The organism is Plantactinospora sp. CNZ320, assembly GCF_002846275.1.
The window spans coordinates 6,457,759-6,473,135 of the sequence record NZ_PJMP01000001.1 but is presented as its reverse complement, the minus strand read 5'-3'; the positions used below and the strand labels follow the sequence as shown (position 1 = coordinate 6,473,135).

At 68.0% G+C, this 15,377-nt stretch carries 18 protein-coding genes, 1 tRNA gene, 1 other RNA gene and 1 pseudogene; 8 read left to right on the top strand and 13 right to left on the bottom strand.

What is annotated here, in order from left to right; all coding sequences use genetic code 11:
• Positions 1-127 precede the first annotated feature (127 nt).
• Complete coding sequence (locus tag CLT71_RS29050) at positions 128-694, top strand: hypothetical protein (protein ID WP_101369902.1); 567 nt, start codon at positions 128-130, stop codon at positions 692-694.
• Between the two features lie 115 nt (positions 695-809).
• Here CLT71_RS29050 and CLT71_RS37175 read toward each other — a convergent pair whose 3' ends face one another.
• Complete coding sequence (locus tag CLT71_RS37175) at positions 810-1,241, bottom strand: SEL1-like repeat protein (protein WP_158242328.1); 432 nt, start codon at positions 1,239-1,241, stop codon at positions 810-812.
• A gap of 129 nt (positions 1,242-1,370) precedes the next feature.
• Here CLT71_RS37175 and CLT71_RS37170 point away from each other — a divergent pair, with 129 nt between their 5' ends.
• A complete protein-coding gene (locus CLT71_RS37170; RefSeq protein ID WP_158242327.1) occupies positions 1,371-1,586 on the top strand; it encodes a hypothetical protein in 216 nt (71 codons plus the stop codon).
• 995 nt (positions 1,587-2,581) lie between these two features.
• Here CLT71_RS37170 and CLT71_RS29040 read toward each other — a convergent pair.
• Complete coding sequence (locus tag CLT71_RS29040; RefSeq protein ID WP_486483511.1) at positions 2,582-3,139, bottom strand: pyridoxamine 5'-phosphate oxidase family protein; 558 nt, start codon at positions 3,137-3,139, stop codon at positions 2,582-2,584.
• Positions 3,140-3,382: 243 nt separating this feature from the next.
• Here CLT71_RS29040 and ybiA point away from each other — a divergent pair, with 243 nt between their 5' ends.
• From ybiA to CLT71_RS29010, 5 genes and pseudogenes are all read left to right on the top strand, one after another.
• Positions 3,383-3,904: a riboflavin biosynthesis intermediates N-glycosidase gene (ybiA, locus tag CLT71_RS29035; protein ID WP_486483510.1), complete on the top strand. Its 522-nt coding sequence runs from the start codon at positions 3,383-3,385 to the stop codon at positions 3,902-3,904.
• A 137-nt stretch (positions 3,905-4,041) separates the two neighbouring features.
• A complete protein-coding gene (locus tag CLT71_RS29030) occupies positions 4,042-4,590 on the top strand; it encodes an aspartyl/asparaginyl beta-hydroxylase domain-containing protein (RefSeq protein WP_101371885.1) in 549 nt (182 codons plus the stop codon).
• Positions 4,591-4,849: 259 nt separating this feature from the next.
• Entirely contained in the window at positions 4,850-5,107 is a 258-nt protein-coding gene (locus CLT71_RS36665) for a hypothetical protein (RefSeq protein WP_143743652.1), read from the top strand.
• Between the two features lie 252 nt (positions 5,108-5,359).
• A pseudogene (locus CLT71_RS36660) lies at positions 5,360-5,488 on the top strand (GntR family transcriptional regulator); the annotation flags it as partial.
• Positions 5,489-5,552: 64 nt separating this feature from the next.
• On the top strand, positions 5,553-6,170 hold the full coding sequence (locus CLT71_RS29010; RefSeq protein ID WP_486483509.1) for a site-specific integrase: 618 nt from the start codon (positions 5,553-5,555) through the stop codon (positions 6,168-6,170).
• 107 nt (positions 6,171-6,277) lie between these two features.
• Here CLT71_RS29010 and CLT71_RS29005 read toward each other — a convergent pair.
• The 3 genes from CLT71_RS29005 to CLT71_RS38275 form a co-directional block, all read right to left on the bottom strand.
• Positions 6,278-6,350, bottom strand: a tRNA-Ala gene (locus CLT71_RS29005).
• Positions 6,351-6,445: 95 nt separating this feature from the next.
• The gene (locus CLT71_RS29000; RefSeq protein WP_486483732.1) at positions 6,446-7,036 is read right to left on the bottom strand and encodes a YqgE/AlgH family protein; all 591 of its coding nucleotides are present in this window, start codon (positions 7,034-7,036) and stop codon (positions 6,446-6,448) included.
• 11 nt (positions 7,037-7,047) lie between these two features.
• Positions 7,048-7,179, bottom strand: a complete 132-nt coding sequence (locus CLT71_RS38275) for a hypothetical protein (protein WP_486483508.1) — start codon at positions 7,177-7,179, stop codon at positions 7,048-7,050.
• Between the two features lie 115 nt (positions 7,180-7,294).
• Between CLT71_RS38275 and CLT71_RS28995 the strand changes: the two genes are divergently transcribed.
• Entirely contained in the window at positions 7,295-8,098 is an 804-nt protein-coding gene (locus CLT71_RS28995) for an S-methyl-5'-thioadenosine phosphorylase (protein WP_101369896.1), read from the top strand.
• Positions 8,099-8,130: 32 nt separating this feature from the next.
• On the opposite strand, the gene CLT71_RS28990 is transcribed toward CLT71_RS28995, so the two are convergent.
• From CLT71_RS28990 to CLT71_RS28955, 8 genes are all read right to left on the bottom strand, one after another.
• A complete protein-coding gene (locus CLT71_RS28990; RefSeq protein ID WP_143743651.1) occupies positions 8,131-8,589 on the bottom strand; it encodes a hypothetical protein in 459 nt (152 codons plus the stop codon).
• 297 nt (positions 8,590-8,886) lie between these two features.
• Positions 8,887-9,262: a transfer-messenger RNA gene (ssrA, locus tag CLT71_RS28985) on the bottom strand.
• Positions 9,263-9,460: 198 nt separating this feature from the next.
• Complete coding sequence (smpB, locus tag CLT71_RS28980) at positions 9,461-9,937, bottom strand: SsrA-binding protein SmpB (RefSeq protein WP_101369894.1); 477 nt, start codon at positions 9,935-9,937, stop codon at positions 9,461-9,463.
• A 158-nt stretch (positions 9,938-10,095) separates the two neighbouring features.
• Positions 10,096-10,971: a permease-like cell division protein FtsX gene (gene ftsX, locus CLT71_RS28975; RefSeq protein WP_101369893.1), complete on the bottom strand. Its 876-nt coding sequence runs from the start codon at positions 10,969-10,971 to the stop codon at positions 10,096-10,098.
• A 101-nt stretch (positions 10,972-11,072) separates the two neighbouring features.
• On the bottom strand, positions 11,073-11,753 hold the full coding sequence (gene ftsE / locus CLT71_RS28970; RefSeq protein WP_101369892.1) for a cell division ATP-binding protein FtsE: 681 nt from the start codon (positions 11,751-11,753) through the stop codon (positions 11,073-11,075).
• Between the two features lie 164 nt (positions 11,754-11,917).
• On the bottom strand, positions 11,918-13,039 hold the full coding sequence (gene prfB, locus CLT71_RS28965; RefSeq protein WP_101369891.1) for a peptide chain release factor 2: 1,122 nt from the start codon (positions 13,037-13,039) through the stop codon (positions 11,918-11,920).
• Between the two features lie 102 nt (positions 13,040-13,141).
• A complete protein-coding gene (locus CLT71_RS28960; RefSeq protein ID WP_101369890.1) occupies positions 13,142-13,654 on the bottom strand; it encodes a PadR family transcriptional regulator in 513 nt (170 codons plus the stop codon).
• 405 nt (positions 13,655-14,059) lie between these two features.
• On the bottom strand, positions 14,060-15,364 hold the full coding sequence (locus tag CLT71_RS28955) for a serine/threonine-protein kinase (protein ID WP_158242326.1): 1,305 nt from the start codon (positions 15,362-15,364) through the stop codon (positions 14,060-14,062).
• Between the last annotated feature and the right edge of the window lie 13 nt (positions 15,365-15,377).

The window sequence follows — 15,377 nt, the reverse complement described above, 5'->3', positions numbered from 1 at the left end:
CAATGCCTCGCCATACCGTCAATGGAAGTTCAATTGGAGGTCGCGAATGGATATATCACCCGAGGCTCGATCGACAATCCGGACTCGTCCTGCCGGTCACGCATCCTGCTCGGCGCTCGGTCGAGGCATGGAATTCGCCGGCGCCACGCTGCTGGCCGCGTCGACCGCCGTCGCGATCAGCGCCGTCGTGCTGCTCGGCATCCGGTGGGTGTCCACGGACGACCTACGATCCGCCACCAGCCTGTTCCTCTGGGCCGGCCGGGGAATCTGCGTCGCCGCGCCACTGATGTTCGTCGGCAGGTACCTCCGTCACCAGGCCGCGCTGCTCAGAGACTTCACGTTGGTGTTGGACGACGCCGGGGCGCGCTGGTCCGGCGTTGTCACCGGGTCCGTGGCCTGGACGGAACTGGACCACGTCGTCGTCACGGCCCGACCGCGCAGGTCACGTCGGCTGATCTTCACGAGGCGGATGTCCGGACGGGCCGGTCCGACCGATGCGACCGTTCAAGCCTCTCCCGTGACACATCTCGTCCAACGCCTGGTCAACCCGTCCCGCTGGATCCTCGACGTACCCCTCGACCGCTTCGATCAGCCACCGGAGGCGCTGGTGCGGGCCATACGTTCAGCGTCCGGCGGCCGATTTCCCGATCTCTACCCGATCGAGCAGTTTCCCTGGACCGAGGAGACCCCATGAGATGGCAGGCCGCAGGGTCGGTACGGCACACGCCCTGCTCGTCCTCGACACCGAAGAAGCGATCATCCGAAATCTGATACTCGCCAACCGCACGCCCCTGACGGGCGACAGGGCATCAGCGTCGCCTCGCATCCGTGGTGTGCGCTCGTTCAATAAGGACTCGCGCATCTTCGGCCCGCCCTCCCAGACGCGCCGCCTCTCGAATCTGCTCCGGAGACATCAGCGCTGCGATGCGAACGACCTCATCCACTCCGCGTGTATCCCCTCTGTCCAACATGCGAAGAAACCAGCGAACCGCCTGTACCCGATCGACGGGCCCGCCAATACCGTTGCAATATGATTTCGCCAGGGCGTACATGGCTGGCACCGAACCGGCCTCGGCGCCCCGGAGATTCCACTCTCGAGCCTGTTCGTACAGGCCATCGGCGGCAAGGTACTCGGCGAACACCGCCGCACCCGCCCCAAGCCCCAACGTACCTGCCAGCTGAAATGACGCCCTGGCCCGAGCCTCATCCGCCGCTACAAGCTCTCCCTTGCGGAACAGCATGCCAAGGTTGTAGGCAGCGAACGCATCTCCATCCTGCGCAGCGGACGTCAAGAGTGCCACTGCCCGGTCGACCTCAAGCCTCTCGCCACTGCGGAGAAGCATGAACCCAAGACCTCTGCGCCCCGCGACATGTCCCTGCTTCGCCGCCATCTCAAAGTATCGGCGCGCCTCCGCCGGGCGCTTGAACTGCTCGGCGAACAAGCCTCCAGCCAACGCCTGCGCGTCGACGTCACCCCCGTCAGCCAGTCTCAGCAGTTCTGGGAGGCGTCGCTGCATCTCGGCACGAGCAGCGAGGTCACCGGCTGTCATCCGCCGGTGGATCCCCTCAAACTCGGCGACCCGTGAATCCTCTGACCTGGCAGCCATCGACACTGTCTCCACCCTTTTGTCGGCCTACCTGCGGGCACGTACAAACCGGTCAACCTTCGCCCGCTCGAGCAACTGCTGAACGAACTCAACCCTCCGCCGCCGACGGCTGCGGAAGCGGGGCAGCGTTCTTCTTGTCTGCCATGACGTGATCCTTCCTGGACATGATCAATTCCTGCCCAGCGGACCACAGCGGTCGACAACGGAAATGTACGCAGTCCCTGGGCGAAGCTCCGACGGTGGCCTGGTCGCCATCGGGATAGAGGTCGCCCCGTTTGCGATCCTCGCCCGCCGAGAGCACTCGGGCACAGCCCGCGTCATCCTAGATCAACACCAGGGACCCGGGCGGCACCGCCGTACTACACGATTCTGCGCCCGACGCGGCTTCTTCGGGCGTTTCAGCAGTGTTCGCCGAGGCGAAGCGGACCCCACGATCACAAGAAATCGACTAACCCAGGGACGCAGTTGGGAAACGGATCGTCTTTGCGATGCTCGCACCAGCGAAGCCGTCCGCTGCGCCAGAGAGGCCGCAGACCTGAGCCACCGAACAATCGGAAGTGGGCCCCCTGGCCAGGTTCGGCCGAGCTGTCACTGTTTCCTTGGACGTCTTCAACCCGTTGCCAGGCACGAGGGGCGGGCCACGGGGCGTGGCGGCTGCCATCTGGGTGGTTCGCGGTGGCTGCGCGACCCTGCCGGCGCAGTGATCGATGGTGATGATGGTGTGCTGTACTGCCAGGCATGAGGCAGCGGGCAGGTTGGTCATCGGTGTGGTGGTGCTGCTCATCGGGGTAGGCGGTCTGGCCGGCTGGCGGTGGTGGCGTAGCCTGCCGCCGTACGGGCCGGAGGTGCTGGCGGCGACCCTGTGAATCTAGTCGACCAGGCCACCGCGGACGCCGCATCCACCCCTGCTAGGCGGTAACGAGACCCCTGACGGAACGGGCCTTGGACTCGCATCGGTTGGCCCGTGCTGTGGATCAGGGCTGGGACGCCATGGTGAGCTTTGCGAGGTCGGGAGCATAGACGGTCATCCAGTGCGGATGCAGCCGGTAGTAGACGACGTCGTTGTCCCAGTCGAAGAGGTCGTCGCCGTAGAAGTCCTTCAAGTACGCAAGCACGTCCGGCCAGTCCCTGGCCCGGTCGCCGTTCTGGGGGTTGAGGATCTCCACCTTGCCGTGCGTGAAGACGCCGAGGTCCTCACCGCGCATGTGCGCGGCACTGACGGCGGGCCGCGCCGCGAGGTGGCGCGCCTTGGCGGCGTCGCGCGCCGTGCCGAAGTACCACTTGCCTCGCAGGAAGTGCCCGTCCACACCGCTGATCCGCGGCTCACCCTTCGCCGTCACGCTGGACAGAGCGAGGGTGCACATGCCGGTGAGGACCTGGGTGAGCTGCTCCGCGTTCAGTGTGCGCGCGGTGTTGATGATCGAGCGGAGATGGGAGGTGGAGCGAGCGAGGGAGGCGTCAAGAAGGGTTTGGAGCTTCTCGAGATCTTCTGGGGTTTCGCGCATGGCGTCCTCGTCTTTCCGCATCTGCATGTGCCGCCCGGTCCGCGCCAATCACCGGCGCCGACCGATGAAGCTATGCTCCACCTAAAACCTGACACCTTGCGTCATATTTCTCCAACTGGGTTGCGGACGCCAGCGGGCCGCACGACAGCCGGCGCGAGAGGCCGGCGGCGCGACGTGAACGGGCTCCCGACTGGCGACGCGCATGCTCTGCGGCAGATCCGGATGGGTGCCAGCGAACTCGGTTGCCGCTTTGTCGATGCCTGTGACACGGTGCAGATCCCCCACCCCCGCCCCGAGGCCCAGATGACGATCTACTTCTACGGTGCCGACGAGATTCCGTACGGCTGCTTCTCCAACTTCTCCGGCCACGGCTTCGACCTCGACGGCCACTGGTGGACGACCTCCGAGCACTATTTCCAGGCCCAGAAGTTCCCCGGTACCCGCCACGCCGAACTCATCCGGCGGACGGCGACCCCGCTGCGGGCCGCCGAGCTGGGCCGCGACCGGTCCCGGCCACTGCGCCGCGACTGGGAACGTGTCAAAGACGACGTGATGCGCCGGGCCGTGACGGCCAAGTTCACCGCCCACGCCGACATCCGCGTCATCCTGTTGGACACCGGCGACGAGGAGATCATCGAGGACACCAGCACCGACCACTACTGGGGACGCGGCCGGAGCGGCACCGGCAAGAACATGCTCGGACGGATCCTGATGCGCACCCGCACCCAACTACGCCTCGACCTCACCCAGAACGCCAACACCCAAGGCCGCCGACAGCGGCGACAGCACTGAGCGCAATCATCGCGAACGCGCTGTCCGCGGCATGAGCGGGCGTCTACCGCTGGAGGTACAAGAAGGCGCCACGATGACCCACTACACGAAGCGGCGCCTCCGGCCACACCACCCGACGTTGGTGCATCATGGTTCTCATGTTCGTGGACCAGCGGCGGTTTCCCTTCCTGGCCGACCTTCGGGCGCGGTGGGGGGCCATCCGGGATGAATGCCTTGCTCTCCCGCAGGAGACCTACCAGCCGTGGGTACAACGCGAGATGTACGGACAGGGCTGGAGTGTCTACGGACTTGTCGCTTTCGGAGAACGGATTGAGGACGCGCTCGAAGCATGCCCGGCCACCGCCTCCGCGTTAAGGAACGTCCCTCACCTGACGACCGCCGGATTCTCTCGGATGGCTCCTGGCACCCACATCAAGCCACATCAGGGATGGGTCACCACCGTCTACCGCGCACATCTCGGACTCGTCGTGCCGGACGACTGCGCGCTGCGAGTGGGCGACGAGACCCGACAGTGGCGCGAAGGCGAAACCTTCGTCTTCGACGACACCGTCACGCATGAGGCGTGGAACTACAGCACCAGCGACCGCGTCGTGCTTCTGTTCGACTTCGCCCGTCCCGGCTGCGAGGACATGGCGCAGGACGAACTGCCGGCCTCGGTGGCAGGCTTCGTACGGCGCGGCGGATGAGCCAGACCACACCAGAGCACTTCCACGGCCCCGTCTCATCCTGCCGTCCTGAAATCCCGCCGACCGTCGGGCGTGCGTACTCCAGCAGGAGATCCGTTTCAAGGCTTGGTGATGGCTTGTCGGGGGCGTAGTGGCTGATCTTGGCTACGGTGCGTCGTTACCCTGGACAAGGACGGCAGCATCTCCGGCGGCTTCCCCGTCAGCGGCGAGGGCGTCACCACCAACCCGCCGGCCTAACCACCGAACCCACCGGAGTCCCATGGAAGTCATCGATTTCTACCGGCTCAGCCGCCGGATCACCGACCAGCTCGCCCCGAAGATCAGCCCGAAGTACCGGCCGATCGTCTTGGAGTCCGGAGGCGCCGGGGCCTGGGACCTGGCGATCCCGACGCTCGTCGGCGCCCTGTCGGAGGAGGACGTTGTGATCACCACGGCGGAGAAGGACGCGCTGCGGGAGCTCATGGAGTTCCGCCGGGAACCTCTGACGTACCTGGAGCAGATCCGGACCTCGGACTGACGGCCGAAGCGTAGATCGGGCCCCTCGAACCCTGCATCGTGTCGACCAGCGGGCGTCCCAGACCTGGCCCGATCTCGGCGAGCATGTCGATGGCGACATTCACCGAACGGTAAATCTTGACACAGAGGGGAAGACGGACCAGGCGATGACGTCGCCGGCGCGGCGGGGGCTCGATGGTCAGGGCGTGGAACAGCCATCGGAGTTCGTAGACGGTGATCGGGATCAGGCCGTCCTGGGTGGTGGTCCAAGACCCTGCCTCCCGGCTCGCCCCTCCCGTCTGAGACGGACGTCGTCAAGCGGTGGGGCGTTGCCCGCGTCACCGCACGACGCGTGTTAGCCGCGCTGGAAGCAGAAAACCTGATCGAGACCGTCCACGGGCGAGGGCGGTTCGTGCGTGGTGCGGGAGGCACCTCAGACGAGCGCACGGGGGCGAAGTTCGAGGCGGTTGCCGCTGCTGTTCGACAGTCGATCGAAAGCGGCGCGTTTCCGCCCGGAGCCCCGCTACCGCCTCATGGTGCTACTCGCAGCCTTCGCGCAACTCCGATTCGGGGAACTGGTCGCGCTGCAACACCGAAACATCGACCTCGACACCATGGAGCTTCGAGTACGCCGAGCGACAGCCGAGATGGAAGATGGTACGCAGATCGATGACGACCCGAAGTCGGAAGCGGGCAAGCGACCGATCAGCCTGCCGAACGGACTACGGGCCGACATCGAATCGCACTTCAAGACCTACGCCCAGCCCGGGGCACACGGCCGGCTATTCCTCGTGTCGCAGGGTGGGATCCCGCGACGGAGGAACGTCAATCGGGTCTGGCACAAGGCGCTCAAGGACGCCGGCATTCCAGCGGACACAGGCCTGCACCTACACGACCTCCGGCACACGGGCAGCACGTGGTCAGCGCAGAGCGGAGCGACGCTGAAGGAATTGATGGCCCGGATCGGCCACTCAAGCACCCGGGCCGCGATGATCTATCAGCACGCGACTCGTGACTGCGATCACACCATCGCGGCGGCGCTGGACGCCCTGATCAAGGAGGCAAGAAGCACAGTCGTCGCCTGATCTGGCACAGATCTGGCACGTAGCGGAATTCGACGCCTTAAAACAGTGATAGCCCTGGTTCCTGGGATCGCTCCCGACCAGGGCTATCGCCATGTCTTACGCAAGGGTGGAGCCGAGGGGACTCGAACCCCTGACCCCCACACTGCCAGTGTGGTGCGCTACCAGCTGCGCCACGGCCCCTTGCTCTACTGCCTGCCCGGTCTCCCGGGCACCCGCGCAATAGTACACACCCTCGCGGCCCCGGTCATCCGAGGGGGCACCGTGCCGCCCGGCGGTCAGTTGAGCAGTACGTCCGGCGGGAAGTGCGCGACCGCCGCCATGATCCCGCCCTGCCGGCGCAGCACCATCGGCCACAGGTCGTCGGGGCGCTCCATGAACGCGTCGCCGGGCAGGGCGTCCAGGACGAACCAGGAGCCCCGGGCCACCTCCTCCTCGACCTGCCCCGGGGACCAGCCCGAGTAGCCGGCGAAGACGCGGATTCCGGTGACCGCGTCCCGGAGCCGGTCGGGGTCGACCGAGAGGTCCACCGTGCCGACCGCTCCGGTGACCTGGTGGATGCCCTTCACCCGCTGGTTCGGGGTACGCATCCGGGCCAGGCAGATCGCCGACTCCGGCTGTACCGGACCGCCCTCGAAGAGCACCGCCGGATCCCGGGCCAGCCCGCCCCAGGCACCGAGTACCTCGGAGACCGGCACCTCGGTCGCCCGGTTGAGCACCACGCCGAGTGCGCCGCCCGCCTCGTGCGCGACCAACAGCACCACGGTCCGGTCGAAATTCGGGTCCTTCAGTGCAGGGGTCGCGACCAGCAACTGCCCGGTCATCGACTCCATTGACCGTCCCCCGATCGCCTGCCCCTCGCCGTACACGCCAGCCACCGCTACTCGGCCGGCCCGAGGACCAGGAACCACTCCCCGGGCCGCCGCGCCTCGTCGTCGCTTTCGACCCGGCCCTTCACCGGCCTCGCCGGGTCCACAGGATCGATGGTGATCCTGCGCGCAGTAAACGCCATGCCACGCACCATAGCTTGCGGCACTGGCCCTGGTTAAGGTCTGTAGGGCTAGTCCACAGAGCGCTTTGGCGACAATCGGCAGCCCGGACAAGCGTTGAGCAGGAGAGGCGGGGGCATGGGTCCGCAGGCGGAACTCGCGGTGATCGGCGGATCCGGGCTCTACGCCCTGCTGGAGAACGCCACCGAGCACCGGGTCGAGACACCGTACGGGCCGCCGTCCGATCCGATAACTGTGGCGCAGGTGGCAGGCCGGGCGGTCGCCTTCCTACCCCGACACGGGCGCGATCACCGGTTCCCGCCGCACCTGATCCCGTACCGGGCGAACCTGTGGGCGTTGCGGTCGCTCGGCGTACGCCAGATTCTCGCCCCCTGTGCCGTCGGCGGGCTGCGCCCGGAACTCGGCCCGGGAACGTTCGTGGTGCCGGATCAGCTCGTCGACCGGACGAGTGGCCGGGCACAGACCTACTACGACAGCGGCGCGGTGCACGTCTCGTTCGCCGATCCGTACTGCCCTCGGGGCCGCCGCACGGCGCTGGATGCCACAGCCGCGCACGGGATCGAGGCACACGACGGCGGCACGATGGTGGTGGTGGAGGGGCCGAGGTTCTCCACCCGCGCCGAGTCCCGCTGGTACTCCGCGATGGGTGGCGCGGTCATCAACATGACCGGACATCCCGAGGCGGTCCTCGCCCGCGAACTCGCGCTCTGCTACACCGCCGTGGCGCTGGTCACCGATCTCGACGCCGGAGTGGAGGGTGGATCCGCGGTGACCCAGGAGGAGGTGTTCCGGGTCTTCGGCGAGAACACCGCACGGCTGCGCGAGGTGTTGCTCGACGCGGTCGGCCGGCTCTCCACCGACCGCGACTGCCCGTGCCCGCACAGCCTCGACGGCATCAGGTTGCCGGTCGAGCTGCCCTGAGGACAGAGCTGCCAGGGTACGGAACCAACCGGTCAGGTCTCGCCACCGATGTCCGTCTGGTAGGCCTCGTAGACCAGGTCGGCGCCGCGCTGCCGGTGCCGCGAGAGTTCCCGGAGCAGATCGGTGGCCCAGTTTCGCAGTTCGGTGACGCCGATCTCCGGCAGGTCGACCCGGCGTTGCAGGGCGGCCATCGTGTCGACCACCGCCGCGTGTTCCCGGATCAGCACGTGTACGCCCCGAGCCAGTCGCGGCGCGTGGTCCAGCAGCTCGGCGTAGAGACCGTCCGGTCCCTCGGTGCTCACGATGTGCTCGGCGAAGGCGCAGCGCAGCCCGCCGAGGCTGCTCCGGACCCGGGGCCGCCAGCCGGGGTCCCGGGCCGGGGCGGCGAGCGCCTGCTCCAGGACATGGATCTCGCCCAGCAGTGCCGCCCGGCGACGGCGGACCATCCGCAGCGCGGCCGACGCGCTCGGGCTCCCCGCGACAGACGACACGCTCGGGGTCCCCTCGACGGATGACGCGGTCGGGCTCCCCGCCACGGCTGACGCGGGCGGAACGGAGATCGATAGTTGTTGGTGCTGGTTCGGGTCGGTCGGCATGACCACCTCCCGCGGAGCGCGGCACCTGTTGTATCCCCGATGGTGCGGCTCAGCGCGTACGGATGTCGACCCTTGCGACCCGGCTCATCTGTCCCGTATGTCTCACTGACCCCAGCCACCCCACCAGCCCCGGCCACCATCACCAGTAACGGCTGCGCCCCGGTCCTGTCGTGGACCGGGGCGCAGCCGTTGTCGTGGAGGTGCCGGGAATCGAACCCGGGTCCTTCGTCGCCTTGCCAGGGCTTCTCCGAGCGCAGCTCGCTGTGCCTCTACTCGGCCCCTCCGATCACGCGAGCGAGTCGGTGTGACGGGCCCAGTCGCTGATTAATCTCGCCGCACGGACCCCGCGACCGGGTCCGGTTGGCCAGCCTCCTAGCTGATGCCGGCTAACTGGGTCGAAGGCACTCCCAGGCCGACAGACTCACTACTCGCCTCAGGCGGCGAGAGCGAAGTCAGCGCGATTGTACTTGGCGCTTATTGGTTTCCGACGAACGATTCTCGAGACGACGTCGGCTTCCTCGGCTCGCTTCCCCTGCCGCAACGTACGAAGTCGAAACCAGTCACCCCCTGTGTCCTACCGGCCCGGGTGGACCGGTGGAGTTTTTTCCGCACCGCCTCTCGGCGGCCACCCCAAGCCTAACGCCTCGCCCCGCAGACTTCATTCCAGATACCGGCCCGCCACACGGGCTGACCGGACAACCCGACCGTAACATCCGTCACAGCCGTCCCAGCGCCGCCAAGGCAGGCGCCTGACGAGCCGGGTCAGTCAGCCCATGCCCTTGCCACGCCGGCCGGCAACCTTGGCGATCTCCCGGTCGGCGTCCCGCTTGGCCAGATCCTGCCGCTTGTCGTACGACTTCTTGCCCTTGGCCAGGCCGATCTCGACCTTGGCCCAGCCGTCCGAGAAGTAGACCGAGAGCGGCACCAGGGTCAGGCCACTCTCCTTCAACTTCCCGATCAGCCGGCTGATCTCCTGACGGTTCAGCAGCAGTTTGCGGGTACGCCGGGGTTCGTGGTTGGTCCACGTCCCCTGGGCGTACTCCGGGATGTGCATGCCGTGCAGGTAGATCTCGCCGTCCCGCTCCTGCGCGAAGGCGTCGACCAGGGACGCCCGGCCGGCACGCAGCGACTTGACCTCGGTACCGGTCAGCGCCATGCCCGCCTCGTAGGTGTCGAGGATGGCGTAGTCGTGCCGCGCCTTGCGGTTGGAGGCGACGACCTTCCGCCCCTTCTCCCGTGGCATCGGCGCACACCCCTTCCTCGTCGTTCCCGTGCGTTGTCCTCGGCGTACCCGTGGACAACCGCGCAATGCTACCTCGCGACACAGGGCCCCTGGCTCGCGCTTTTCGCGCTGCGCCAGAGGCCCTGCGGTCGATCGACGGCCGCCGCGGCGGCGGAGAGCTAGACCCTCAGGTAGAACCGGAGCGTCACCCAGGCGGTGATGGCGCTGACCAGACCACCGACCCCGGCCATGAACGGGAACATCAGCAGCACCGTGCTCCACTCGATCGGCGTGAGCAGGTCGGTCAGGTCCCGCAGCGAGCCGTCGAGCAGGAAGATCTTGCCGAGCACGAGCGCGCCGAACCCGATGATCGCGCCAAGCATGCCGGCGACCACGGCCTCCAGCACGAACGGCGCCTGGATGAACCAGTTGGAGGCGCCGACCAGCTTCATCACCGCGACCTCACGACGCTTGCTGTACGCGGCCACCTGGATCGTGTTCGCGACCAGCAGCAGCGCGGCGATCGCCATCACCGAGGCGGAGACCAGTGCCATGTTCTGGATCGCGCCGAGGATGTTGAAGATCTGTTCGAGCAGCCGGCGCTGGTCGATGATGTCGTCGATCCCCTCGCGGTCCTTGTAGTTGTCGAGGATCTGCTCGTACTGCTCGGGGTTGACCAGGTTGACCCGGAACGACTCGGGAAGCTTCTCCGCCTGCACCGCCTCGACCAGGTCCGGCGAGTCCGCGAAGAGCTTCCTGAACCGCTCGTAGGCCTCCTGCTTGGACTCGTACTTGACCTCGCGGACGAGCGGGTCGCCCTCCAGGGCTGTCTGCAACTCGGTCCGCTGCGCCTCGGTCACCCCGGCATCGAGGAAGATCGACACCTCGATGTCCTTGTAGTACGCGTCTTTCATGGCGTCGACCTGGAGGTACATCAGGCCACTGGCGCCGAGCATGGTGAGTGAGACCGCCATCGTGATGATCATCGCGATGGTCATGGTCACGTTGCGCCACAGCCCGACCAACACCTCGGACAGGACGTATTTCAAGCGCATCGGGGGTTCCTTCCGGATCTCCGCAGGGGGTCGTTCATCGTCGATTCAGGGCCGGCGCCGGGCGGGACGGGGGTTGGCCGCGCCGTGCGTCGGGGGCACGGTCAGCCGTAGACGCCCCGGGCCTGGTCACGCACGATGCGACCACTCTCGATCTCGATGACGCGACGGCGCATCTGGTTGACGATGTTGGAGTCGTGGGTGACCATCACGACCGTGGTACCGGTGCGGTTGATCCGGTCCAGCAGGCGCATGATCTCGATCGAGGTGTCCGGGTCGAGGTTTCCGGTGGGCTCGTCGGCCAGCAGGATCAGCGGCCGGTTGACGAAGGCCCGTGCCACCGCGACACGCTGCTGCTCACCGCCGGAGAGTTCGTGCGGGTACCGGTGCTCCTTGCCACCGAGCCCGACCAGCTCCAGCACCTCGGGCACGACCCGGCGGGCGACCGCCTTGGTCTTGCCGATGACCTCCAGGGCGAACGCGACGTTCTCGTACGCGGTGCGGTTGGGCAGCAGCCGGAAGTCCTGGAAGACGCAACCGATCGAGCGCCGGAAGTTCGGAATCTTCCACGAGCGCATCGAGGTGACGTCCTTGTTGTTGACCATCACCCGACCCTTGTTCGGGGTCACCTCGTGCAGCAGCAGCTTGATGATTGTCGACTTGCCGGAACCGGAGGGACCGATGAAGAAGACGAACTCACCCTTCTCGATCGAGACCGACACGCTGTCGAGCGACGGCCGGGACGCCTTCGGGTACGTCTTCGTCACTTGCTCAAGCTGAATCACGGGTGGTGAGTCTACGCGTCGTAACGAAAAGGCCAAGTCCGCAGCCCGGCCTGTCCGAGCGACATTTGTCGTGAAACTGCACTGCGTTCGGCGTCCCTCACGCCCCGCACATGGAAACGATCACCGATCTCGACGCAACGCAGCGAGATGGACGCGAGTCGTGTTCACGCGGCGTCACCGGCGAGCTGGCGCTGCTTGCGCCACCGGATGCCAGCCTCGATAAATCCGTCCAAATCACCATCGAACACCGATGCCGGGTTGCCCGTCTCCTGCTCGGTACGCAGATCCTTCACCATCTGATACGGGTGCAGGACGTACGAGCGCATCTGGTCGCCCCACGACCCGGCGGCGTCGGTCTTCAGGCCCTCCAGTTTGGCCTGCTCCTCCTGACGCTTGCGCTCCAGCAGCCGGGCCTGGAGCACGCGCAGCGCGGACGCCTTGTTCTGGAGTTGGGACTTCTCGTTCTGGCAGGTGACCACGATCCCGGTGGGAATGTGCGTGATCCGCACCGCCGAGTCGGTGGTGTTCACGCTCTGCCCACCGGGACCCGACGAACGGTAGACGTCGAACCGTAGTTCGTTTTCCGGAATGTCGATATGGTCGGTCTGTTCGGTGACCGGCAGCACCTCGACCCCGGCGAAACTGGTCTGCCGTCGCCCCTGGTTGTCGAAGGGGCTGATCCGGACCAGCCGGTGCGTGCCGGCCTCGACACTGAGCGTCCCGTACGCGTACGGCACCTTGACCGCGAAGGTGGCCGACTTCAGGCCAGCCTCCTCGGCGTACGAGGTCTCGTAGACCTCGGTCGGGTAACCGTGCCGCTCGGCCCAGCGCAGGTACATCCGGAGCAGCATCTCCGCGAAGTCTGCCGCGTCCACCCCGCCCGCGCCGGCCCGGATCGCGACCAGCGCCTCCCGGGAGTCGTACTCCCCGGACAGCAGGGTACGAACCTCCATCTCCTGGATGGCCTTGGTCAGCCCGCCGATCTCCGTCTCGACCTCGCCGAGCACGCCCGCGTCGGCCTCCGCCTCGGCAAGCTCCAGCAGCACCCGGGCGTCGTCGAGCCGGGCGCGCAGGCTCTCCAGCTTGGCGATCTCTCCGTTGACGTACGAAAGCCTGGAGGTCACCTCCTGCGCGCGGGCCTGGTCGTCCCACAGGTCCGGCGCGGAGGCCGCCTCCTCCAGCTCCGCCTTGGCCTGACGCAGGCGATCAACATCGAGGACGGCCTCGATGTTGCGGAGCGTGGCGTCAAGATCCTTGAGTTGGTCGGCGTAATCGGCAGCGGTCACGACAGTCAAGAGTACTGGTCGCTCGCAGGACCGGGTCGCCGCCGGCAACGACGCGCTCCGGCGCGTCCGTCGCCCGGACCGGTCAGCCGGGCCGGGGACGGATCAGACGGGCGCGCTCTTCAGCCAGGACAGGGCCGCCTTGTGGTACGCCACGGCGAACTCCAGGGCAGCGGCACCGTACGAGTCGCCCGCCTTCTTGGCGTCCCGGGCCTGTTCCCGGGCTGCCGCGAGCGCCTCGGTGTGGTACTCGTTGGCGTTGGTCACCAGGTTGCGCAACTGGGTGGCCGAGTGCTGTGGGCCGAAGGCGACCCGGAGCGCGGTCGGGTTACGTACCGTGTCCCGCCCCGGCGTCTCGGTCAGCCAGCGGGAGAAGGTACGTTTGCCGGCCGCGGTGATCGCGTACGGCTGACTGGACCGGGGGCCGGGCTTGCCGAGCCGGACCAGTCCCTGCTCGGCCAGGGCCGGCAACTCCCGGTAGACCTGGCTCCGGGTCATCGACCAGTACGGCGCGAGGCGCCGCTCGGCGGCGGCCATCAACTGGCCGCCTGTCATCGGTCCTTCATGGAGCAGCCCGAGCAGGGCTGCCGCCGTGGGATTGATTGCAACATCCGCCATGCCCTCCACGCTGCCACTTTGTGGGCGCGGCGTCCAGGATTTGGCACAACCCGCTGGTTCCCGTCTCCACTGTGCACTGTTCTGGGACGACAGTCGGATGAGGACGATCGATGGATCGGGGTCACCCGGGCACGGCGGAGCCGCCCACCCGGCGGGCGTCCGCCGCCGTGGCGGGCCGCTTCCTGCGGTCGCGGCGGCCCGGCACCTGCGGTTACGGCGCACATGGTGCCAGACCACCGACCGCCCCAACGGCCCCGTACGGTCACGCCCGGCCCGATCCGTTCGGATCAAGCGTTCACTCCGGGTGACTTCCGTCCGGGCCAGCGCCGTCGCCGCCATCTCGACGGTGGACGGCACTCTGATCAGGGCAAGTGTCAATTTGGGAGGTTAGTAAACTTTCATCGCTTATGTAGGCTTTTGCCGGAAGGCCACCGTCGTCTGTGCCTCCGTCGTCCCGGCCAACGCCGACGGGGCCGGCCGTTGCGGGGTACCCGGGCAGGTCGGCTCCGGCCCGGAGCGCTCCGGCCGGAGGGTGGACTCGGCCGGCGGTGGCAGGCCGCCGAACGGTGGCCCGGGGCCCTCCGGCGCCGATCCGGCGAGACTCGGTACGACCGGCACGGCTCCCCGGTGCCGATCCGGCACCCTCCCCACCTCACTCAGTACGCTCGCCAGCACCGTCGCGGCGACGAGCGCACCGGCACCGGCCAGCGCGGCCGCCGCCGCGGGAGGCCGGCAGCGGCGGTCGCCGAACCGCCGCTCCCCGGGCGGCGTGCCGCCGGGCGTGCCGGCCGGCCCGGTCGGCAGCCGGCCCGGCGGGCGGCACACTGCGCTCCCGGCCACCGGACCGGCGGCCCGGGGCCACCAGGTGACCTGGTCGGCGGCGGGCCTGGGCAGCGCGGTCAGGCCGTCCAGGGCCGGCTCCATGCCCCGCAGCCGGGCGGCGGCCCGTACCGCGTCGGGGCGGTCGGCCGGATCCTCCGCCAGGCAGTCCTCGATGAACCGCCAGACCACCGGAGGCAGTCCGGGCGGCGGCACCGGACGGCAGGTGCGGTGCCGGTCGAGTACCTCGGCCGGCGATCCGCCCCGGTACGGGCTGCCCCCGTTCACCAGTTCGAAGAGCAGGATGCCGAGTGCGTAGACGTCGCTGGCCGGGGTGGGCCTGCCGCCGCCGACCACCTCCGGAGCCACGTACTCCGGGGTGGCCTGGGTGTCCGGCCAGGCCGGTCCGGCACCCACCCGGCGGGCCGCGCCGAAGTCGACCAGCCGGACCGGGCCGCCGTCTGCCGGCACGACCAGGTTACCCGGCTTCACGTCGCCGTGCACGATCCTCCGGGTGTGCAGGTACGCCAGCGCGCCGGCGAGTTGTGCCGACACCTCGGCCGCGACCGCAGGCGGGACCGGCCCGTCCCGGTGCAGTCTCCGCCGCAGGTCCTCCCCCTCGACCAGTTCCATCACCAGCACCCGCTCCGCGCCCTGCCCCAGTACGTCGCGCGGACGTACCAGGCAGGGGTGGTCGAGGCCGGCGACGAGTTCCGTCTCGGCGACGAACGCGGCCACCAGGTCCGGCCGGCCGGCGGCTCGCGGCCGCAGCGTCTTGACCGCCACCGGTCCGCCGGCGTGCAGGTCCACGGCCCGCCAGACAATCCCGGTCGCGCCCGAGGCGACCTCTCGGGTGATTCGGTAGCGGCCGCCGAGCACGCGATCGATCACGTGTCCTCCCCTG

Coding starts and splice junctions, on each gene's coding strand:
- CLT71_RS28960 (WP_101369890.1), bottom strand. CDS start 13,654: ATGGCGGATGTTGCAATCAATCCCACGGCGGCAGCCCTGCTCGGGCTG.
- CLT71_RS37170 (WP_158242327.1), top strand. CDS start 1,371: ATGTCCCTGCTTCGCCGCCATCTCAAAGTATCGGCGCGCCTCCGCCGG.
- ftsX (WP_101369893.1), bottom strand. CDS start 10,971: ATGCGCTTGAAATACGTCCTGTCCGAGGTGTTGGTCGGGCTGTGGCGC.
- CLT71_RS29030 (WP_101371885.1), top strand. CDS start 4,042: ATGTTCGTGGACCAGCGGCGGTTTCCCTTCCTGGCCGACCTTCGGGCG.
- CLT71_RS28995 (WP_101369896.1), top strand. CDS start 7,295: ATGGGTCCGCAGGCGGAACTCGCGGTGATCGGCGGATCCGGGCTCTAC.
- CLT71_RS37175 (WP_158242328.1), bottom strand. CDS start 1,241: ATGCTGTTCCGCAAGGGAGAGCTTGTAGCGGCGGATGAGGCTCGGGCC.
- CLT71_RS36665 (WP_143743652.1), top strand. CDS start 4,850: ATGGAAGTCATCGATTTCTACCGGCTCAGCCGCCGGATCACCGACCAG.
- CLT71_RS29050 (WP_101369902.1), top strand. CDS start 128: ATGGAATTCGCCGGCGCCACGCTGCTGGCCGCGTCGACCGCCGTCGCG.
- CLT71_RS29040 (WP_486483511.1), bottom strand. CDS start 3,139: ATGCAGATGCGGAAAGACGAGGACGCCATGCGCGAAACCCCAGAAGAT.
- smpB (WP_101369894.1), bottom strand. CDS start 9,937: ATGCCACGGGAGAAGGGGCGGAAGGTCGTCGCCTCCAACCGCAAGGCG.
- CLT71_RS38275 (WP_486483508.1), bottom strand. CDS start 7,179: ATGGCGTTTACTGCGCGCAGGATCACCATCGATCCTGTGGACCCGGCG.